The 20437-nt window shown below is 69.2% G+C and carries 20 protein-coding genes; 6 read left to right on the forward strand and 14 right to left on the reverse strand.

What is annotated here, in order from left to right:
- Positions 1–132 precede the first annotated feature (132 nt).
- The 4 genes from rpsT (at position 133) to OG921_RS06195 (ending at position 3660) form a co-directional block, all read left to right on the forward strand.
- Positions 133–393 carry a 30S ribosomal protein S20 gene (gene rpsT / locus OG921_RS06180; protein WP_266111469.1) on the forward strand — a complete coding sequence of 87 codons (261 nt, stop codon included), beginning with the start codon at positions 133–135 and terminating at the stop codon, positions 391–393.
- Positions 394–506: 113 nt separating this feature from the next.
- Entirely contained in the window at positions 507–1382 is an 876-nt protein-coding gene (locus OG921_RS06185) for a MerR family transcriptional regulator (RefSeq protein ID WP_266111470.1), read from the forward strand.
- 165 nt (positions 1383–1547) lie between these two features.
- Positions 1548–3086 carry an SDR family oxidoreductase gene (locus OG921_RS06190; RefSeq protein ID WP_266111471.1) on the forward strand — a complete coding sequence of 513 codons (1539 nt, stop codon included), beginning with the start codon at positions 1548–1550 and terminating at the stop codon, positions 3084–3086.
- A gap of 76 nt (positions 3087–3162) precedes the next feature.
- Positions 3163–3660 carry a DUF6764 family protein gene (locus OG921_RS06195; RefSeq protein WP_266111472.1) on the forward strand — a complete coding sequence of 166 codons (498 nt, stop codon included), beginning with the start codon at positions 3163–3165 and terminating at the stop codon, positions 3658–3660.
- A gap of 7 nt (positions 3661–3667) precedes the next feature.
- Here OG921_RS06195 and holA read toward each other — a convergent pair whose 3' ends face one another.
- From holA to OG921_RS06255, 12 genes are all read right to left on the reverse strand, one after another.
- Positions 3668–4645: a DNA polymerase III subunit delta gene (gene holA / locus OG921_RS06200; RefSeq protein ID WP_266111473.1), complete on the reverse strand. Its 978-nt coding sequence runs from the start codon at positions 4643–4645 to the stop codon at positions 3668–3670.
- A gap of 70 nt (positions 4646–4715) precedes the next feature.
- Complete coding sequence (locus tag OG921_RS06205; protein WP_266111474.1) at positions 4716–7034, reverse strand: ComEC/Rec2 family competence protein; 2319 nt, start codon at positions 7032–7034, stop codon at positions 4716–4718.
- A 125-nt stretch (positions 7035–7159) separates the two neighbouring features.
- Positions 7160–8149, reverse strand: coding sequence for a ComEA family DNA-binding protein (locus tag OG921_RS06210; protein WP_266111475.1), 990 nt, complete (start codon positions 8147–8149; stop codon positions 7160–7162).
- Between the two features lie 95 nt (positions 8150–8244).
- Positions 8245–9105 carry a DegV family protein gene (locus OG921_RS06215; protein WP_266111476.1) on the reverse strand — a complete coding sequence of 287 codons (861 nt, stop codon included), beginning with the start codon at positions 9103–9105 and terminating at the stop codon, positions 8245–8247.
- Positions 9105–9839 carry a diglucosylglycerate octanoyltransferase gene (octT, locus tag OG921_RS06220; protein WP_266111477.1) on the reverse strand — a complete coding sequence of 245 codons (735 nt, stop codon included), beginning with the start codon at positions 9837–9839 and terminating at the stop codon, positions 9105–9107. The genes OG921_RS06215 and octT overlap by 1 nt, the downstream gene beginning before the upstream one ends.
- Positions 9829–10467 (reverse strand): histidine phosphatase family protein, encoded by a 639-nt coding sequence (locus OG921_RS06225; protein WP_266111478.1) that lies wholly within the window; start codon positions 10465–10467, stop codon positions 9829–9831. Before OG921_RS06225 ends, octT begins: the two co-directional genes overlap by 11 nt.
- Positions 10460–10849: a ribosome silencing factor gene (rsfS, locus tag OG921_RS06230; RefSeq protein WP_266111479.1), complete on the reverse strand. Its 390-nt coding sequence runs from the start codon at positions 10847–10849 to the stop codon at positions 10460–10462. The genes OG921_RS06225 and rsfS overlap by 8 nt, the downstream gene beginning before the upstream one ends.
- A gap of 4 nt (positions 10850–10853) precedes the next feature.
- Positions 10854–11576 carry a nicotinate-nucleotide adenylyltransferase gene (gene nadD / locus OG921_RS06235; RefSeq protein WP_266111480.1) on the reverse strand — a complete coding sequence of 241 codons (723 nt, stop codon included), beginning with the start codon at positions 11574–11576 and terminating at the stop codon, positions 10854–10856.
- 35 nt (positions 11577–11611) lie between these two features.
- Positions 11612–13003 (reverse strand): VWA domain-containing protein, encoded by a 1392-nt coding sequence (locus OG921_RS06240; RefSeq protein ID WP_266111481.1) that lies wholly within the window; start codon positions 13001–13003, stop codon positions 11612–11614.
- Positions 13004–13005: 2 nt separating this feature from the next.
- Positions 13006–13881 carry a MoxR family ATPase gene (locus tag OG921_RS06245; RefSeq protein WP_266111482.1) on the reverse strand — a complete coding sequence of 292 codons (876 nt, stop codon included), beginning with the start codon at positions 13879–13881 and terminating at the stop codon, positions 13006–13008.
- Positions 13882–13975: 94 nt separating this feature from the next.
- On the reverse strand, positions 13976–15232 hold the full coding sequence (locus OG921_RS06250; protein ID WP_266111644.1) for a glutamate-5-semialdehyde dehydrogenase: 1257 nt from the start codon (positions 15230–15232) through the stop codon (positions 13976–13978).
- A gap of 54 nt (positions 15233–15286) precedes the next feature.
- Positions 15287–16156, reverse strand: coding sequence for a hypothetical protein (locus tag OG921_RS06255; protein WP_266111483.1), 870 nt, complete (start codon positions 16154–16156; stop codon positions 15287–15289).
- A 102-nt stretch (positions 16157–16258) separates the two neighbouring features.
- On the opposite strand from OG921_RS06255, the gene OG921_RS06260 reads away from it, so the two are divergent.
- A complete protein-coding gene (locus tag OG921_RS06260; RefSeq protein ID WP_266111484.1) occupies positions 16259–17203 on the forward strand; it encodes a ribokinase in 945 nt (314 codons plus the stop codon).
- Here OG921_RS06260 and OG921_RS06265 read toward each other — a convergent pair.
- Positions 17129–17575, reverse strand: coding sequence for a nitroreductase family deazaflavin-dependent oxidoreductase (locus OG921_RS06265; protein WP_266111485.1), 447 nt, complete (start codon positions 17573–17575; stop codon positions 17129–17131). The two genes, OG921_RS06260 and OG921_RS06265, sit on opposite strands and share 75 nt — an antisense overlap.
- A gap of 86 nt (positions 17576–17661) precedes the next feature.
- Here OG921_RS06265 and OG921_RS06270 point away from each other — a divergent pair, with 86 nt between their 5' ends.
- Positions 17662–19773, forward strand: a complete 2112-nt coding sequence (locus tag OG921_RS06270) for an ATP-dependent DNA helicase RecQ (RefSeq protein ID WP_266111486.1) — start codon at positions 17662–17664, stop codon at positions 19771–19773.
- A 15-nt stretch (positions 19774–19788) separates the two neighbouring features.
- Here the strand turns inward: OG921_RS06270 and OG921_RS06275 are convergent, their stop codons facing one another.
- The gene (locus OG921_RS06275; protein WP_266111487.1) at positions 19789–20295 is read right to left on the reverse strand and encodes a ubiquinol-cytochrome c reductase iron-sulfur subunit; all 507 of its coding nucleotides are present in this window, start codon (positions 20293–20295) and stop codon (positions 19789–19791) included.
- Positions 20296–20437: the final 142 nt, after the last annotated feature.

Here is a 20437-nt window from a genome sequence, read left to right on the forward strand (position 1 = left end):
CCCCCTGATTTCGGGTGAGCCGTTCCACACCGGTTTGGGAGCAGGTCCCGCTGCTGGTATCCTCGAATGTCGGCGCCAAAGCGCCCAAAAGCTTGCTCGACCACCCACAAGCCGAAACAGAGGATTTTTCGCGTGGCCAACATCAAGTCCCAGGTGAAGCGCATTCGTACCAACGAGGCAGCTCGTCAGCGCAACCAGTCGGTGCGCTCGTCGCTGCGTACCGCCATCCGGTCGTTCCGTGAGGCCGCAGACGCGGGCGACAAGGACAAGGCCGGCACGGCGCTCGTTGCCGCGAGCCGCAAGCTGGACAAGGCTGCGAGCAAGGGCGTGATTCACGCCAACCAGGCCGCGAACAAGAAGTCGGCACTCTCCCTGGCGTTCAACAAGCTCTGATCTATGACGAGACGCCGCCGTGGTCTGCGCGAGACCACGGCGGTTTTGCTGTCTGCAATACTCCGACGTCCTACGAAAGAAAACCATCCGGCATGGTTTTATAGTTGGGGTCGGTGAAGACAGTGGGAGTCGGAGTGGTTCGGGCCATGCACAGCAACGCAGAGGTCGGATACACCGTTCAGGCGGTAGCCGAGCGTCTCGGCATCGCCACCCCCACCCTGCGCAGCTGGAATCGCCGATACGGGATAGGCCCGAACGGCCATCGACCGGGCCAACACCGCCACTACACCGAGGCCGATATCGACCGGCTGGTGCACATGCTGCAACTGATCCGCGCGGGAGCCACTCCACAGAGCGCGGCACGCGCTTCCGCAGCAGAAATCCCCGTCGAGCCGCTCCCCGCCCCCGATGACTTCGACAGCGTGCTCGACGCCGCGTTCCGTCTCGACGGTGAAACCGTGCGATCGATCGTGGTCGCCCGACTCGTGCGCGACGGCGTGCGTACGACGTGGACCGATTTGTGCCGGCCGCTGTTCGCGGCCGTTCTCGATCGCCGCACCGATACCGATCAGTGCATCGACGTCGAGCATCTGCTCTCCAACGCAACCGCCGCCGCGCTGCAGCAGGTGCGCCGGGCACGGACCGACAACCGGCCGCCGGTGCTACTCGCCTGCACCAGCAACGAGACACACACCCTCGCGTTGGAGGCGTTGCGGGCCGCGCTCGCCGAACTCGGACTTGCCACGATCATGATCGGCGGCGCCGTACCACCCGGCGCACTGTCCGCCGCGATCCACCGAATCGATCCGCCACGCGCGGTGGTGCTGTGGGCGCAGCGGACCGAGACCGCAAAGACCGCCGCCTTCCGTGCCGCGCTTCGGGCCGAGGTCGTCGCTGTGGCGGGCGGTCCCGGCTGGGAAATCACCGAACTCCCGATCGCCGTGCGGTTCGCCGAATCGCTGGACGCGGCGCTCGACATCCTCTGCTGATCCCCACCGATTTTGCGGAACCGGACGCTCGACGTATGTCTCCGCATCCGTCCAATTCGATGCATATCCGATGCAAAGTGGAACTTATTTCGGTAGTGTCGAGTTCGGGCCGGTTCGATCCGCGCATCGGCCTCCCACTGTCCGGGGGCACTGCAGATCATGTCCATGCGAACGAATAATTCTGCACCAGAACAGAATTCACGTGTCAGATGTCTGGTGACGGGCGGCACCGGATATATCGGCGGACGACTGGCCCCGCGCCTCGTTGCGGCCGGGCACACCGTGCGCGTGCTGGCCAGAACGCCCGAGAAACTCCACGACGTACCCTGGTCCGCCGACGTCGAGATAGTCCGCGGTGATCTCAACGACCTCGATTCGTTGCGCGCGGCCTGCCGCGACGTCGATGTCGTGTACTACCTGGTGCATTCGATGAGCAGCGATGCCGCGGACACCTTCGCCGAGACCGAACGCCGCAGCGCCGAGAACCTCGCGACCGCAGCGTACGAGGCGAAGGTCGGCCGGATCGTCTACCTCGGCGGCCTGCATCCGGGATCGGGTGAGCTGTCGCCACACCTCGCGTCGCGGGCCGAGGTCGGTCGGATCCTGCTCGACTCGGACGTACCGACGATGGTGCTGCAGGCCGGACCGGTAATCGGTTCGGGATCCGCGTCGTTCGAGATGATTCGCCACCTGACCAATCGCCTACCCGTGATGACAACCCCGAAATGGGTGCGCAACCGGATTCAGCCGATCGCGATCCGCGACGTCCTGCACTACCTGCTCGCCTGCGCGACGCTCGACTACTCGCCCAACCGCAGCTACGACATCGGCGGGCCCGAGGTTTCGACATACGTGGACATGATGAACGTGTATGCCGAGGTCGCCGAGTTGCGACGACGCCGGGTACTCGTACTGCCCGTGCTCACACCGAAGCTGGCCAGCCTGTGGGTCGGACTGGTGACGCCACTGCCGCCACGGCTCGCGATGCCGCTGATCGAATCGGTGCAGTGCGAGGCGATCGCGTACGAACGCGATATCGACGCGCTCATCCCGCCGCCGCCCGCGGGACTCACCAGCTATCGGGATGCGGTGCGACTTGCCCTGCGGCGCACCGCCAACGGCGAGATCGAGACGCACTGGGTCAACGCCACCGTGCCGTCCATTCCGTCCGATCCGCTCCCGTCGGATCCGGACTGGGCAGGCGAGACCGTCTACACCGATATGCGCTCGCGCGAATGTGCCGCGCACCCGAAAACGGTGTGGGAGGTCGTGGAGAGCATCGGCGGCGAAAATGGTTGGTACTCATTCCCGTTGGCATGGTCGGTCCGCGGCTGGATCGATCGGTGCGCCGGTGGCGTCGGACTGAGCCGCGGGCGGCGCGACCCGCACCGCGTGCAGACCGGTGAAGCGCTCGACTTCTGGCGCGTCGAACACGTCGAGCGCGGCCGGGTGCTGCGCCTGCGCGCCGAGATGAAAGTTCCCGGCGGTGCGTGGCTCGAGCTACGGGTGACGCCGGTGGGTCGCGAACGGGCACGCCTCGACCAGCGTGCGATCTTCTTCCCGCACGGACTCGCCGGACGGCTCTACTGGTACTCCGTGCTGCCTTTTCACGCAGTGGTTTTCGGCGGGATGTTGGAGAACATCACCAGCAAGGCCGAACGGATCGAGGCGAACGGTACCCAGGAGGCCGCCGCTGCATCGTAGTGCCGCGTTTTTGAATCGCCCGATAGCGGGTACTGCCAACAGACCGCTTCACGCACACCCACCCTCAGGAGTTTCGATGTTCACCACTCGACAGCGTCGTCAGATCGCCACACTCTGTGCCGCGGCCGGATCGGCCGCGGCCATCACGCTGCTCGCCGCCCCGACCGCGAGCGCGGCTCCCGTGCAGTGCCTCGCGCCCGGTGAACGGGAATCGGTGGCGGTCTCGGACGACTCGGGCTGCGCGGTGAAAAGTGAAATGGGCTCGGCAGCAGCGGCATTCGGATTCGGCGGCCGTTCCGGAGCGATTGCGCAGGACCAGGGTCTCGCACTGGCGATCGCACAGAACGGCGGCACCGCGACCAGCACCGCGGCAAACCTCGCCGGTCCTGCCGCGATTGCTCTTGGACCGGGCGCGAAAGTCACCATGTCCAAGACACAACCCGGACTGGCCATCGCAATCGCCGGACCCGGCGCGACGATCGACTTCAGCGGTCCCGGAGCGGCCACATGCAGCGGCGGTGCCGCATTCGCGGGCGACCTGCTCACCCTGACCGGGTGCATGTCGAACGGCTGACCGGGAGCTACCGTCGCCCGCGTAGCGCGATCACCCGGTCGACCGCGCGTTCCAGCGCGTATTCGGCGCTCACGGCGGCGCCCTTGACGTCGGCGTTCAGCGCTGCGACCACCTGCATGGCGACACCAACGCTCGCCGCCGACCAGCCCCGAGCCTGCGCCTGCGCCTTCTTCACCTTCCACGGCGGCATACCGAGCTGGGACGCGAGCCGGAACGGATCACCACGCCCGGCGGACCCTACCCGCGCGATGGTGTTGACCGAGTCCGCCAGCGCGTCCGCGAGCAACACCGCCGGCACGCCACGGTCGGTCGCCCAGCGCAGCGCCTCCATCGCCGCGGCCCGGTCTCCCAATACGGCCAGATCGGCGACATCGAAACCGGTGACCTCTGCCTTGCCCGAGTAGTAGCGGCGCACTGCCGCCACGTCCACCCGTCCGCCGGTGTCGGACGCCAACTGCGCGCAGGCCGCGGCGAGCTCACGCAGATCCGAGCCGATTGCTTCCAGCACGGTTTCCACGACCTCCGTCGGCACCCGGACCCCGGCGGCGCGGAATTCACCGCGCACGAACTCCACCCGCTCGGCGGCCTTGAGCTTCGCGCAGGCGTGCACCTGTGCGCCGAGCTTCTGCAACGCACCGGCGAGCGCCTTTGCGGCGGGCGTTCGCCCGCCGCCACTGTGCAGCACGACCAGCACCACACCCGGCGGGGGCGCCCCGGCAGCGTCCTGCACCAGCGCCACGGCATCCTTGCCGGCCTCGGCCGCCGCCTCGAGCACCACGACCCGGTCCTCGGCGAACAGCGACGGGCTCAGTAGTTCGACCAATTCCACCGCACTCGTGTCACCGGCGCGCAACCGGTTGACCGGAAGTTCATGCGGATTCGAGACCACCGCACGCACCTGCGCGACGATCTCGGCGACCGCACGTTCGATGAGCAGTTCGTCCTCACCGAGCACGAGATGCAATTGCGCGGGGTTGTCGGTCACGCCCGCGATCCTACGGTCGGATAATGACATCGAACTCCCCGCGCTCGCTCATCGCACCGTCGTCCAATGCTCAATCGCTGCTCCCCACCGCCACCGGGTCACCGCGCGCGACCACGGACAAGCCGCGCCGGTCGGCGACTACCGCGATATCGCCGCTGCGGTCGGTCCGCGCGACCACCGTTCCGGTCGCGTGCAGCCGGTCGACGATCGACGGCGCGGGATGCCCGAACGTGTTGTCCGCGCCGACGCTGACCAACCCGATGCGCGGGCGGACGGCATCGAGGAAAGTCGCGGGCGTGGTCCGGGAACCGTGATGCGGCACCTTGAGCACATCGGCGCGCAGCTCGACACCCGATCGCCGCAGCGCGTCCAGTGCCGCGGTCTCGGCATCGCCGGGCAGCAGGATTCGGCCGGCCGGGCCGTCGACGGCGAGCACGAGGGACTGGTTGTTCGCGGCCTCGTCGCCGTCGCCGGGATCCGCCGGAGCCGGGAGCATCGGACCCAGGACGCGCAGCACGAGATTCCCCGCTGGGACGTGGTCGCCCGCGGTCAGCTCGACGATCGGCGTCCCCGACGCCGACGCTGCGGCCTGCACCGCGGCGAACCCGTCCGCGGGATAGCGCATCGGGCCGATCGCGACGGCCGCCACCGGTTTGGCATGCAGGACGTCCGCGATCGCGCCGATATGGTCGGCGTGCAGATGGCTCAACACGACCAGCTCGATGCGGCGCACCCGCAGCCGATTCAGGCACTGCGCCATCGCGTGGCCGGCCGGCCCCACGTCGACGACGACCACGGAACCACCTGCGCGCAAAACCAATCCGTCGCCCTGGCCGACATCGCACGCGACGACGATCCAGCCCGGCGGGGGCCAGCCGAGCGGGTGCATGCGCAACGGCACGAGAACCACTGCGGCGCCGACCAGTACCGCGCCCATCACCGCCCGCGCGCCGCGTGAGCGCAGGATCGCCGCCACAGCGACGACCCCGACGATGCCGAGCACGGCGCCGACGAGCCCGCCGGGAACAGGGAGGGTCGCACCCGGCATCCGTGCGGCCAACCGGGCGACGAGCAATAGCCACCACAGTGGCGGACCGGCCGTGTGCGCGACCAGGACACCGAGCGGGAGCCAGATGGCGGCACCCGCCGCGGCAAGCGCGCCGAGCACGGTGATCGGCAGAACCGACACCGAGACAAGCAGATTCGCCGCGATCGCGACCGGGCTGACCGTGCCGGACATCGCCGCCACGATCGGTGCCGTGGCGACGAACGCGGCCGTGGCAACCGCGATGGCCTGCGCGAGCGGAAGCGGCACCCCCCGTGCGCACAACCGGTCGGTCCAGCCGGGTACGAGGACGATCAGTGCCGCCGTAGCCGCCACCGACAACGCGAAACCAAAGTCGACGGCGAGGTTGGGGCGAAGCCCGATAAGCACGATGACTGCGGCCGCGAGCGCCGGCATTGCCTGCTTCCGGCGCCCGGTCAGCAGCGCGAGCAGCCCGATCGCGCCCATCGCCGCCGCGCGCAACACACTGGGGGACGGTCGCGCCAGCACGACGAACAAGGCCAGCACGAGCGCCCCGACGGCGGCTCCGGCACGCGGGCCCAATGCAGCGGCACGCACCATGAGCAGGACGGCACCGAGCAGGATCGATACGTTTGTGCCGGAGACGGCGGTGAGGTGTGCCAGCCCGGCGGTGGTGAAGTCGCTGCGCACCGACTGGGGTAATCGTGAGGTGTCACCGACGACGAGCGCAGGCAGCAGCCCCGCGGCATCGTCTGGCAGTGCCCGCGCCGCGGCATCGGCAAAACGGGCGCGGACCGTTCCAGCGACGGCTTGCAGCGTCGACGGCGCCGACACCGAGATGGGCGCGGAGTTGGTGCGCAACACAGCAACGGTCAGGTCGTGCCGCGTTGGCGGTGACACCTCGCCGCGCACCTTCACCCGCTGTCCCGGCAGCAGGCCCGACCAGTGCTGGGCCGGTGCCAGAATGACGATCGCACCGCCGGTCACGATGCGGTCCCGCCCGATTCGCACCTCGCGCAGCGTTGCCCGCACCAGGACGCGATCCGGGCCGAATCCGCTCGACGCGAGCGGTTGTGGATCGGCGGTCAGTGCGGCAGTCACGGCGACGGACCTGCCCTCGGCCAACCCCGCCAGGGGCGAGAGCGCAGTCGAGTATGCGTGCACCGATGCCGATGTGGCGAAGCAGCACCCGATCGCTGCGGCCGCGGCGCAGGCACCCGCAATCTCGCGCCGCCGGTCCGCCGACCCGGCTCGCAGCGCGAGCGCGCGGCCGACCCGCGTTCGGGCCGGGAGCCACAGCGCGGCACCGGCGACAACGGCGCCGGTCGCCGCCAGGGCGGCCCCGACACGCCAGCCGGCCATGATCGGGATGATCGTTGCTGCCCAACAGCTTACGGCCGAACCAAGCAGTCGGAGGTCGATCCTGCGATGCTGGGCGCCACGCGAGCCCGCGCCCTGCCACCACCGTTGCAGCGCAGTCGCCATCGTCATACCGCGACCAGATCGCGAAGCTTCGCCAGCCGAGCCGGACCGATCCCGTCTACCTCGCCGAGCTGCTCCACATCGCTGAATGGTCCATTCGCGTTGCGCCACCCCACGATCGCCGCGGCAGTCACCGGGCCGACTCCCGGTAGTTCGTCCAACTGCGCCTCGGTGGCGGTATTCAGATTCACTTTCCCGGTCGAACCCTGGGGAGCGGTGCCCCCGGCACCGGCCGCGCTGCCCCGGCCGGGGCCGATCGCTGCACTGCCGAGCACGGGCGCGCCGCCGTTGGGGTCCGCAACCCCGACGAGGATCTGATCGCCATCCGCGACTCGCGCAGCCATGTTGAGGCTCAACAGGTCCGCACCCTCCTTGGCACCGCCCGCCGCGGCGATCGCGTCGGCGATTCGCGACCCGGCGGGAAGCCGAACCAAGCCATTGACGTGGACCAGGCCGACGACGCTGACGACGAGTTCACCGTCCGCGCCCGGCGCAGCCGCCGGATTCGCCGAAGTCCCCCGCGGCGGCGCGGTGCCACCCGGCGCTGCCACCTCCACCGGCGCAGCGGCATGCGAGAGTGCCGCAGCTTCCACACCCGCCGGTGCCAGTGCTGGAACCGGCTGCGCGACCGGACGCTCCCGCACCGCGAATACCCCGGCACCCGCCGCCGCGAACAGACCCACGAGCAGCAGTGCGGCGATCCCGCCACGGGAGAGTCCGATTCGCGCGCCGGACAGCGACGCGGGTATCAGCCGCCGGGCTGGACCCGGTGGCAGTTCGACCAGCCAGCTCGGCGGTGCATCGGCCCCCGCCGAGCTGTCGTCCGACCCGCCCGCCATGGCGGCGAGACCGGCGTCCGGTTCGTACTCGTGGTCGTGTACGTCACCGTCGCGCGGACGAGCGCGGTCGGGGTCGTCGTCGCTCGGTGGCTCGTATGCACGGGCCAGCGCCCCGAGTCGGCTGCGGGTGCGCTCTCGATCGTCCTCACGTGCCATGTCCGGCAAGCTATCCCGGAGCTGCGCACACATCGGCTCATCGCCCGTGTGCGGCGGTCACCCTGTGGACGGATTCGGTGTTGTGGATAACTCTGCTAGGCGGGGGGCGAGCCCGCGTGTGTGGTCAGCCCTCCCGGCACGACGACCACCCCGACCGCCCCGGACCCGACGTGAATCGCGAGCGTCGGCACCAGTTCGGCTTCGATCAGCTCCGCCATCTGCGGCACCCGTTCGCGCAGTTCGGCGACCACCTGCGCGGCACGATCGGCCGCGCCGAAGTGCTGCACCGCGATCGCCGCCGCGGACCCGTCGGCCGCGGCCACCGCGGCATCGACGAGCTTGCGCAGCGCCTTCGATGACGTGCGCACCTTCTCCTTCAGCGCAAGCTTGCCGTCCACCACGTGCAGCAGCGGTTTGGTGACGAGCGCGGTGCCGAGTAGGGCGGTCGTGGTACTGATCCGGCCGCCACGACGCAGCGCGTCGAGTTTGTCCACGGCGATGAAGCAGCGCGATCGCGCGGCGACAGACACCGCCGCCTGGTACGCGTCCTCGATGTCGCCGCCCGCCCGGACCGCGCGCGCGGCTGCGAGCGCGGCGAAACCGGTGCCGAGTCCCGCGCTGCACGAGTCGACCACTCGCACACCGCCGTCGAACTCCTCCGCGGCGGTGGTCGCGGCGTTCCACGTCGCGGACAGGCTTCGCGAAATATGCACGGCAACAACACCATCGCCACCGCTCTCCGCAAGCGCGGCCGTGTACGCGGCGTGCAGCTCGCCCGGCGACGCAGCCGATGTCGTGATCGACTTCGCCGTCAACTCGGCGGGCATCTCGTCGACGCCCTCGTCGAGTTGGGCGTCGCCGACGAGAACATGCAACGGCACGACGCGCAGTCCGAGTTCCGCGGCGAGCGATCGGTCAACGGACGCCGACGAATCTGTGACGACCACAACCGGCACTACCCAACCCCCCGGCCGAGATCGACTGCGCCCTTGATGGTCTCGACCATGGCAGCGGCCACCGCGGTATGCCCCTCCCAACCCCAGTGGATTCCGTCGGGGTTGGCGTCGGCGGAAAAGATGTTGTCCCGCACCGCGGCACCGAGATCGACGAGCGGGACGTCACGTTCGGCGCCCCACGCCCGTAGCGCGCGGACCGCAGGCTCGCGTCCGGCGTGCACCCGGCCGTACGCCTCGCAGTCGTGCACCGCAGGCAGGGTCGCGATCACCGGCAGGTCCGGTCGCAGGTGCGCCAGGGCCGCCCGGGACTTCTCCAGGTAATCCACGGACAGCCGCGGCGGCAAAGCAACCGGGCGGCCCAGATGCGACAGGCGCGGCTGCAGCCACTGGTACCCGGATCGGACGTAGCGGCGCAGCGTGGGCGGTCGCACATAGCGGATCTGCTCGCGGAGCGCGGTCGGCAGCGGCGACGGCAAGGTGTCCATGCCACCCACCGCGAACACCACGGCGGCAGCGCGGGGCACCACCGACCACGCTCGCGGATCCTGAATCAGGGCCCAGTAGCCGTCCCGGCAGGTCCAGCCGATCCGGGCGATTAGTTCGACGTCCCAGCCGAGCTGTTCGCCGACCAGGTTCGGCCAGATCCGTGGGTGGTTCGACGGCAGACCACCCTTCGGGCCGTAGTAGGCCAGCGAGTCTGCGACGACGAGCAGAACCGGACGCTCAGAGGACATCGCCGGCCACCCGCGCCGAGGAGTTCCACACATTGAGCCGCCAACCGATTGTCTCGTGTTCGGTGAGCTGCACCCAGCTTGTGTTGTCGAGACCGCCGAGCACCGGCCACCGGTCCACCGGGAGGTCGAGCAGCGCCGCGCTGAGCGCCGCAATCAGGCCACCGTGTGCCACCAGGACCGCGACGCCGTCGTAGTCGGTGTCGAGCAGTTCGCGCACGACCTGAATGGAGCGCGCCGCGACCTCGACGCGACTCTCCCCGCCCGGCGGCGCGAATCGTGCATCGCCGCGCCAGGTCTCGCGCTGGCCCGGATAGCGCTCATCGACCTGGGTGTGCACCAGCCCCTGCCACTCGCCGAGATGGGTTTCGCGCAACCGGACGTCGGTGCGAACCGGCACACCGGTGACGTCCCCGAGGGCGGTGGCGGTGTCGTACGCGCGATGCAGGTCCGACGAGACGATCGCGGTGATCGGCAGGTCCGCCAGCGCCTGCGCGGCGTCCTTGGCCTGACTGCGGCCGAGCTCGGTGAGCTGCGTATCGAGTTGACCCTGCATCCGGTTGTCGGCGTTCCACTCGGTCTGGCCGTGCCGAAGCAAGATCAGCCGCCGGTGGCGGGTGGCGCTACTCACCGGCGCTCTCGGCCGGATGCCGGCCCAGGCCGTCGACAGGCACTGCCGGGCAGTCCTTCCACAACCGATCGAGCGCGTAGAAATCACGCTCCTCGCTGTGCTGGATGTGCACGACGACGTCGACGTAGTCGAGCAGCGTCCACCGGCCCTCGCGGGTTCCCTCACGCCGCACCGGCTTGTGCCCGGCGACGCGCAGCTTCTCCTCGACGTTGTCCACGATGGCGTTCACCTGGCGCTCGTTCGGAGCCGAGGCGATCACGAAGCAGTCGGTGATCACGAGCTGTTCGGACACGTCGAGGACCACGACGTCGACCGCCAGTTTCTCGTCGGCGGCAAGCGCGGCGACGGTCGCCATCTCGATTGCCTCGGTTGTTGCAGTCACCTGGCTACCTTCCATTTCCCTTGTTCGCGGGCATCGCGACCGGCGCCGCCGTGGCGGTCTCGTGCGCCGACTGCTGCCCCTCCGCGCGGTACAGCTGCCGCTTGGAGATGTACTGCACGACGCCGTCCGGCACCAGGTACCAGACCGGACGCCCGTCCCGGGCGCGCGCCCGGCAGTCGGTCGACGAGATCGCCAGCGCCGGTATCTCGATCAGCGTGAGCGCCTCGGGCGGATGATCGCCCAGGTACTCCTCGAGATGTTCGATGCCGAGATGGTATCCGGGGCGGGACACCCCCACGAAGTTGGCAAGCGAGAACAGCTCTTCCCAGTTCTGCCACGTGAGGATGCTCGCCAGCGCGTCGGCTCCGGTGATGAAGTACAGCCGTGCATCCGGCAGCTGTGCGCGCAGGTCACGCAGGGTATCGACCGTGTAGGTCATCTTGTCGCGGTCCACATCGACGCGGCTCACCGAGAACCGCGGGTTGGACGCGGTGGCGATGACGGTCATCAGGTAACGGTCCTCGGCGGGAGAGACCAGCTTCTCGCCCTTCTGCCAGGGCTGGCCGGTCGGAACGAAGATCACCTCGTCGAGTTCGAACCGATTCGCGACTTCGCTCGCCGCAACCAGGTGGCCATGGTGGATCGGGTCGAACGTTCCACCCATGACCCCGATCCGGCGCGCGGCTGCGCTGTCACCGGCGCCGGGGTTGCCCTGCTCGTGCTGCACGGAATCCGAGCTTACGGTGCGAGCGGGACGCGAGCTCAGATCGGGAGGATGCCCGCGACCACCGCGGTGAGCTGCTTGGCGTTGCGGCATTCACGCATCTCGATCACCTGCTCGTAGTCATCGGCGGCCGAGTCGCCGCTGCCCCACTGATTGCGCTGCTCCGGGTTGAGCCAGTAGGCGTGCTTGGCGATATCGACGAATCCGCGCAGCGTGTCCAGGTTGGGATCGCGATAGTTGCTGCGTGCGTCGCCGAGCACGAGCAGCGAGCTGCGCGCCGTGACCACATGACTCCACTGCTCGGCGAAGGTCGACAGCGCATTGCCATAGTCGGAATGACCGTCGTAGTGCACCAGATCGGCCTCGGCCATCATCCGCGTCATGGCGGTGGACACGTCGGTGTGCGGGTCGAACAGGTCGGTCACTTCGTCGGTGGCATCGATGAAGGCGAAGATGCGCACCTTGGCGAACTGCTCGCGCAACGCATTCACCAGGAGCAACGTGAATTGGCTGAACCCGGCGACCGAACCGGACACGTCGCACAGGATCACCAACTCGGGCCGCGACGGTCGAGGTTTGCGGTGCACCAGATCGATCGGCACGCCACCGGTCGACATCGACTTGCGCAACGTCTTGCGCAGGTCGATCTCGCCGGCCCGCGCCCGTCGACGCCGGCTCGCGAGTCGGCTGGCGAGCAGCCTGGCCAGCGCATGGACGCTGCGACGCAGCTGCACGAGTTCGGTTTCCGAGGCCCGCAGAAAGTCGACCTCGTCGGCCTGGCGGGGCACGCCGTAGTTGCTCACCCGCTCGCGACCCAGACGCTCGGCCGACCGGCGGCGCGTCTCCGCTTCCACGGTGCGGCGGAAGTTGGTGACGCGTTCGCGGGCGGTCCGGCGCGCCACCTCGGTGGCGAAATCGTCGTCGGGCACGCCGTTGCGCAAGCCCGCGATGATCCGGGCGAGCAGCGAGTCGGGCGCGACCTCGCGCAACGCCTGGTACGCCGAAAAGGATGGGCCGCTTGCAGATTCGTAGCGTCCAAGCCCTTCGACGAGCTGCGCCGCGAGCGCTTCCAGTTGCGCTGTGTCGTCGGCGGCGAGCAGATCGGCGAGCATCGCCCGCAGCGCTGCAATATCGACGGCGCCGTCATCCTTGCGAGGCAACTCGAGCTCGGCGGCCTCGGACCGTTCCCCGATCGCCACCGGGAACCACAGGTCGAACATCGCGTCGAAGGTCGGCCGGTGCGTCGGACGGCGCAGCAGCGCGCTGGCCAGGCCGGCCCGCACGACGTCGCGGTCGAGCAGGTCGAGCGCGGCGAGCACGTGCCCGGCATCGACAGTCTCGGACGGTCCGACCGGGATTCCGCGGGCACGCAGCGCCTCGACGAAACCGACCAGGTGGCCGGGTAACCCGTGCGGAGCAAGCGCGGTCATCGCTAGCCCAGTTTCAGCTCGGCGGTGGCGCGCTCGTGATCGGACCGGTGTTTGAGCACCACGCCCAGCGTCGCCTGCACCGCCGCATCGTCGAGTGTGTCCAACCCGAGTGCGAGCAGCGTGCGACCCCAGTCGATGGTCTCCGCGACCGAGGGCAGCTTCTTGAGTTGCATGCCGCGCAGCACATGCACGACACGAACCATCTGTTCCGCGATCGCCTCGGGCAGTTCCGGCACGCGACTGGCCAGGATGCGACGCTCGAGTTCCTCGTCGGGGAAGTCGAGGTGCAGGTAGAGACAGCGTCGTTTGAGCGCCTCGGACAGCTCGCGGGTGGCGTTCGAGGTGAGCACCACGAACGGCTTGCGCGTGGCCACGATCGTGCCGAGTTCGGGCACGGTGACCGCGAAGTCGGACAGCACCTCGAGCAGCAGGCCCTCGATCTCGATGTCGGCCTTGTCGGTCTCGTCGATCAGCAGCACGGTCGGTTCGGTGCGCCGGATCGCGGTCAGCAGCGGGCGCGTGAGCAGGAACTCCTCGGAAAACACATCCTGCTTCGTCTCTTCCCAGCTGTTTTCGCTCGACGCCTGGATCCGCAGGATCTGCTTGGCGTGGTTCCACTCGTAGAGCGCGCGCGATTCGTCGACACCTTCGTAGCACTGCAGTCGCACCAGTTCCGCGCCGGCGGTCTGCGCGACCGCGCGCGACAGCTCGGTCTTACCGACCCCGGCCGGGCCCTCGATCAGCAACGGCTTGCCGAGCCGATCGGCGAGGTACACCGTGGTCGCGGTGGCCTTGTCGCAGAGGTAGCCGGTCTCGGCGAGCCGGGTCATGACGTCCTCGACCGAGCCGAAGATCGGTTCGGCGACGGGTGAAACCATTCGGAGCGTCCTTTGCTCGGCGGGATGAACGGAACCGTTCAGTCGATCTGATCGACTGAACGGTTCCGTTCAGTCGATCAGCGGGGGGTGGCAGCTAGACCGGGCGGGTCTGACCGTCACCCCAGACGATCCACTTGGTCGAGGTCAGCTCGGGCAAGCCCATCGGGCCGCGGGCGTGCAACTTCTGCGTGGAGATGCCGATCTCGGCGCCGAAGCCGAACTGCTCGCCGTCGGTGAACGCGGTCGATGCGTTGACCATCACCGCGGCGGCATCCACGCGCGAGGTGAACTCGCGGGCGGCGGCGAGGTCGGCGGTCACGATCGCCTCGGTGTGCCCCGTGCCCCAGCGGTCGATGTGCTCGACTGCCTCGTCGATACCGGCAACGACTTTGAGTGCGATGTCCAGCGAGAGGTATTCGTCGCCCCAGTCCTCGTCTTTGGCCGGCACCAGTCCCGGCAGATCGCCGTGGATGGTCACGCCGTAACGCTCCAACGCCTCGACGAGCTTCGGCACCGCCACGGTCGCGATGGCCTCGTCCACCAGGACCGTCTCGGCGGTGTTGCACACGCTGGGCCGGCGAGTCTTGGAGTTGATCAGGATTTGCTCGGCCATGTCCAGATCGGCAGCCGAATGGACGTACACATGGCAGTTGCCGGTACCGGTCTCGATGGTCGGCACCTTGGCGTCCTGCACTACCGCGTTGATCAATCCGGCGCCGCCGCGCGGGATCACCACGTCGACCAGGCCGCGCGCCTGAATGAGATGCGTAACGCTGGACCGGTCCTCGCTGGGCAGCAGCTGCACCGCGTCCTCGGGGAGCCCCTGCTCGGCCAGCGCGGCGCGCAGCACCGTGACCAACGCGGCGTTCGACTTGGCTGCCGACGACGAACCACGAAGCAGCGCCGCATTTCCCGACTTCAACGCGAGCCCGAACGCATCGACGGTGACATTGGGGCGGGCCTCGTACACCATTCCGACGACGCCCAGCGGAACCCGGACCTGGCGGATCTCCAGACCGTTGGGCAACGTCGATCCGCGCAGCACGCCGCCGACCGGATCGGGCAGCCCGGCAACCTGCCGTAGCCCGGACGCGATTCCGTCGACCCGAGCGCTGGTCAGCCGCAGCCGGTCGAGCAGCGACTCCTCCGTGCCCGATGCGCGAGCCGTGTCGAGATCGGCCTCGTTGGCGGCGAGCACGACATCCGCGGCGGCCAGCAGCGCGTCGGCTGCGGCGTGCAAAGCCGCATCCTTCTGAGCGGTCGTCAGCTGCGCCAGCACGCGCGCGGCGACCCGCGCGCGCCGCGCGGCGTCGTGCACCGCAGTTCGGGTATCGGTCGTTTCCGCAGTCACCTGCGCGGACGTGGTAGCCGTCATGTGTTACAGCCTAACCAGCGCGAAAACGGTTCAGCTCGCCGTCCCCGTCGCCGTCGACGCGGGCAAAGCAAGCTGATCGCGCAGCGGGGTCGGCACGGTGATCCCGGGCAGCGTGGACAACAGACGCTCCAGAACGGACTTGGCCTCGAGTGCCTCGTGCGGACCGCCGGTGCCGTCGAGCAGCAGGTCGACACACCGGGCGATGCGCCGCAGTGCCGCACGCTGCTCGGTGGAATACCCGTTGCTGCCCTGCTCGGCAGCGCGAACGTTGGCGGTATCCCAGGCCTTTCCCGCCAGGTCCGCGAGCCTGGCGAGCCGCGCTGAGTCACCGCGGCCATCCGGGTACCGGTCGGCATAGTCGCGAGCACGGGCCAGCGCGAGATAGAACTTCTCGGCCGGTGGCCAGGTCGAGTCCTGCAGGAGCGGCTTGCGCAGGTAGAGGGCCTCGATATCGAGTTCGTAGGCGAGCAGATCGCCCTCGACGAGCGCGAGATCGGCCATGGCGTCCGCCCAGGTTTGCGCGGGCTTGGTGGGCGCGGGCTTGGCTGGCGGGGCGGGCTGCTTCGCCACCGGCCGCGACTTCGCCTGCTTCGACTTCGCAGCCTTCACCGCCGGTGGCTTCGGCATGGACTTGCCCGTCGGCGAAACCATCGCCAGGACGAACGCGAGCGCGACAAAACCCAACATCCACGCGAACGCCACGCCGCCTGCGCCGATCACGGCGAAGACGACCGTGCCAAGGACACCCGTGCCCATCGCGTGCCGCGCGGTGAACGAATCGTTCCTGGGCTTCGCCGGCGCCGGTCGTTTCCGTTCCGCCGACTGCCCTGCCGATACCACCGCAGCCACTGCCCCGACAACGCCGACGACCGCGAGCGCCTTGCCCAGGTTCGATGCCATATCCGTAGTACCTCGACTCTCGACGCAGCGGAAGACATGCGTCGATAACGACGGTACCGAGCATCACCGACACACGCCGCTCCGCGCGGCTAACCTCTGGCCATGACCATCGCGTCGGGAGATCCGGTCGGTCCCGCAATTACCGTGGTCGGCAGTGTGAATATGGACCTGGTCGCCACGGTCTCGAAGTTTCCGGCTCCGGGCGAGACGCTGCTCGGCACCGGCTTCGCGGCGACCCCGGGCGGCAAGGGCGCCAACCAGGCGATCGCTGCCGCGCGCGCCGGAGCGCAGGTGGAGTTCATCGGCGCGGTCGGCGACGACACCTTCGCGCTCGACCTGCGGCAGACCCTTGTCGATGACGAGGTGGGCACCTCGGGTCTGCGCGAGGTGGGCGGGCCGAGCGGGGTCGCATTGATCACCGTCGACTCGGCGGGCGAGAACACCATCGTGGTCGCCGGCAACGCGAACACGACCCTGACCGAACTCACCGATGCCGACCTCCACTACATCGCCGCGGCCGACATTGTGATGTGTCAGCTCGAACTGCCCTTGTCGGTCGTCATCGCATGCCTGCAGCACGCGCGTCGCAGCCGCACGACCACGATGCTGAACTGCTCGCCGGTGCAGGCGTTGCCCGACGATCTTGTCGCCGCGGTCGACGTGCTCGTGCTCAACGCCGGTGAGTCCGCACAAGTCGGCGCGGAAATTCTCGCTCGAATCCCGCAAGTCGTGACGACCCTCGGCGCCCACGGCGCGCGGTACCGCGGCCAGGACGGATCGATCGAGGTGTCGGCGGTCGAGGTGGACGTCGTGGACACGACCGGGGCGGGCGATGCCTTCGCCGGCGCACTCGCCACCTTCTGGCCCGGTGGCCCCGAGCCGGCGCTGCGCGCTGCGTGCGTCGCGGGCGCGCTGGCCACCACCAGATCCGGCGCTGTTGCCGCTCTGCCACAACGCGCCGAGATCGAGGCGCTACTTCGGTGCGGCCGCAACCAGTTCGAAGACCGGGTGCCCGGGCGCCTCGGCGACGAACTCGGCGACCGGTGAGTCCGGCCCGGCGTGAAAGTAGGCCCGCGGCGGGCCGGAGATCTTCAGATAGTCCTTCAACACCGGCGCAGCCTCCTGTGGGCCGACCTCGCGCACCGACCATTCCCGGTCCTCGCCGCGGCGACGCAGCCGCACCCGACCAGCTGCCCGCGCGTTGTGCACCCACCCGACGGGGCCGTACGGCGCGACCAGCCACCGCGCACCGTCCCGCTCGACCAACGTCACCGGGTGAGTTCGGTCCTTCCCGGTGCGCCGCCCGCGGGTTGTGATCAGGTACGTGTGCGGGATCAACCCGAATCGGACCGGGACCTGCATGATTCGATCGCCGATTCGGCGCGGTGCGGTCATCCGGAAGGTCTTGGGTTCGCCCATGAAACGATGGTCGCGCGCTACCCCCGCTTCCCGCCGGTGATTCGGAACCTCGCGTCGCCACCCGGCTGTCGGACCCGTGCGGCAGCATGGCCTACATGACCGCGACCGAGACCGCCGCCGAACTGCGCGACCACGCGGAAGCCCTGCTGCGCGACCTCGCCGGGCCGAACGCACGCCTGCGCGAAGATCAATGGACGGCGATCTCGTCGCTGGTCGTCGACCGGCGACGTGCCCTGGTCGTGCAACGCACGGGCTGGGGGAAGTCGGCGGTGTACTTCATCGCCGCGAAACTGATGCGCGCCCAGGGCCGCGGACCGACGGTCATCGTGTCCCCCCTGCTCGCGCTGATGCGCAACCAGGTCGCGGCCGCCGAGCGGGCCGGGGTGCGGGCGGCGACGATCAATTCGGGCAATGTCACCGAGTGGGACGAGATCCACCAGCAGGTCGCCGCGGGCACGGTCGACGTGCTGCTGGTGAGCCCGGAGCGGCTGAACAACCCGGACTTTCGCGATCAGGTGCTGCCCTCGCTCGCGGCCGACGCCGGACTGGTCGTGGTCGACGAAGCTCATTGCGTGTCCGACTGGGGGCATGACTTCCGGCCGGACTATCGGCGGATCCGCACCCTCGTCGCCGATCTCGGCACCGACGTGCCGGTGCTGGCCACGACTGCGACGGCGAACGATCGGGTCGTCGCGGACGTCGCGGCCCAACTCGGCGTCACCGACGGTGATGCGCTCGTGCTGCGGGGCGGGCTCGATCGGGAGTCGCTGCACTTGGCCGTGGTCGACATTCCCGATGCCGCGGAGCGGGCGGCGTGGCTCGGGCGTGAACTGCACAACCTGCCCGGCGCCGGCATCGTCTATGCGCTCACGGTCGGGGCGGCGCGCGATCTCGCCGACCTGCTCGCCGATCAGGGGCACCGCGTGGCCGCCTACACCGGACAGACCGACCCTGCCGAACGCGAGGCACTGGAATCGGCGTTGCTGAACAACGAGGTGAAGGCACTGGTGGCGACATCGGCGCTGGGGATGGGCTTCGACAAGCCGGACCTCGGTTTCGTTGTGCATCTCGGGGCGCCGTCGTCGCCGATCGCCTACTACCAGCAGGTGGGTCGCGCCGGGCGCTCGACCGATCGCGCCGAGGTCATCCTGCTCCCCGGTCCCGAGGATCAGCGCATCTGGAGCTGGTTCGCGTCGGTCGCGTTTCCGCGCGAGCACGTGGTGCGCCGCGTGATCGAGGTGCTCGATGAGGTGAAACCGCAGTCGACGGCCGCATTGGAACCGCTGGTGGAGCTGAATCGGACCCGACTCGAGATGGTGCTCAAGGTGCTCGATGTGGATGGTGCCGTACATCGGGTCCGCGGCGGCTGGATCGCGACCGGTGCGCCTTGGGAGTACGACGCCCCACGCTACGAACGTCTCGACGAGGCACGCCGCGCCGAGCAGCAGGCGATGCTCGAATACCAGCAGACCAGCGAGTGCCGGATGGAGTTTCTGCGCCGCCAACTCGACGATCCGGATCTCGGTTCCGATCCGGCGCCGTGTGGGCGATGCGACAACTGCACGGGCACACGCCGGAGCACTGCCGTCGACGCCGAGACGCTCACCCGGACCCGAACGCGGCTGGATCGGCCCGGCATCGATCTGCCGCCGCGCAAACAGTGGCCGACGGGCATGTCGAAGCTGGGGGTGCCGCTGTCCGGAAAGATCACCGACGGACCGGAAACGGGCCGGGTGCTCGGCCGGCTATCCGATCTCGGCTGGGGGCAGCGGCTGCGTGCGCTGCTCGACGGGCCGGACGAGCCGGTGCCCGACGCGGTCTTCTCGGCCTGCGTCGCGGTGCTGAAGGAATGGGATTGGGCGCAACGACCGACCGCCGTCCTCGCCCTCGAATCGCACGATCATCCGCGGCTCGTCGCGTCGGTCGCGGCCCGCCTCGCCGAGGTCGGGAGGCTACGCGACCTCGGCACGCTTGCCCGGCGCCCGGGCCATCCACCGGCGTCTGCGGCGAATTCCGCCTACCGGGTCGCCGGGCTGGTGGACTCCTGGGAGCCACCGGACCTCTCCGGGGCCGACGGGCCGATTCTGCTTGTCGACGCCCTCACCGACACCGGCTGGACCCTTACCCTCGCCGCCCGAACCCTGCGACTCGCCGGCGCGGCCGCGGTACTGCCCCTGGCCCTGGCGACACCGAAGTAGCCCAGCCCACGCGGCTCAGAATTTCGGGAACTGTTCGGGTGGAATGCTCGGCAGGCACGGCAGGTCGAGACCTTCGACGATCGGTTCGAGCATGAGTGCGTCACCTGCGACGCGCACCGTGCGCGGGAATAGCGGCAGGAAAGCCGGGCCCTTCGCCACCGTGCCGTCGAAATGGAACTTGCTGCCGTGACAGCGGCAGTTGACGGTGCCGTCGCGCACCGTCGAGAGGTGGCAGCCCAGGTGCGTGCAGGTCGCGCAGAAGGCGCGGAACTCTCCCGGGTTCGGCTGGGTCAGCACGAGGTCGCCGAGTATCACGCCGCCACCGACCGGAACGTCCGCGGCCTTGGCCACTTCCGTGGCAGTCGCCGCGCAATCCACGGTCCCCGGTGCGTGCGCCGCCGGAGCCGCGGATGCCGCGGGCAATTTCCGGGCGATCGTCCCGCCGACCGCGACGGCGGCCGCCGCGACCCCGATTCCGGTGACTGCCCTGCGCCGATCAATCCGGACGCCTTCCACGGACATGGCTGTACCCCTTTCGTGGGCTCTCATCACTAGGTTTACGCCCGCCCCACGCTGCAGGTTCACCGTTTCCGCGATCCCGTCGGCAGGCGTCGCGCGCAGTGACGAAGGCAGGATGGCAGACCCCTCCGGGTAGCACCCCGAG

The organism is Aldersonia sp. NBC_00410 (assembly GCF_026342035.1).
Taxonomy (GTDB): Bacteria; Actinomycetota; Actinomycetes; order Mycobacteriales; family Mycobacteriaceae; genus Aldersonia.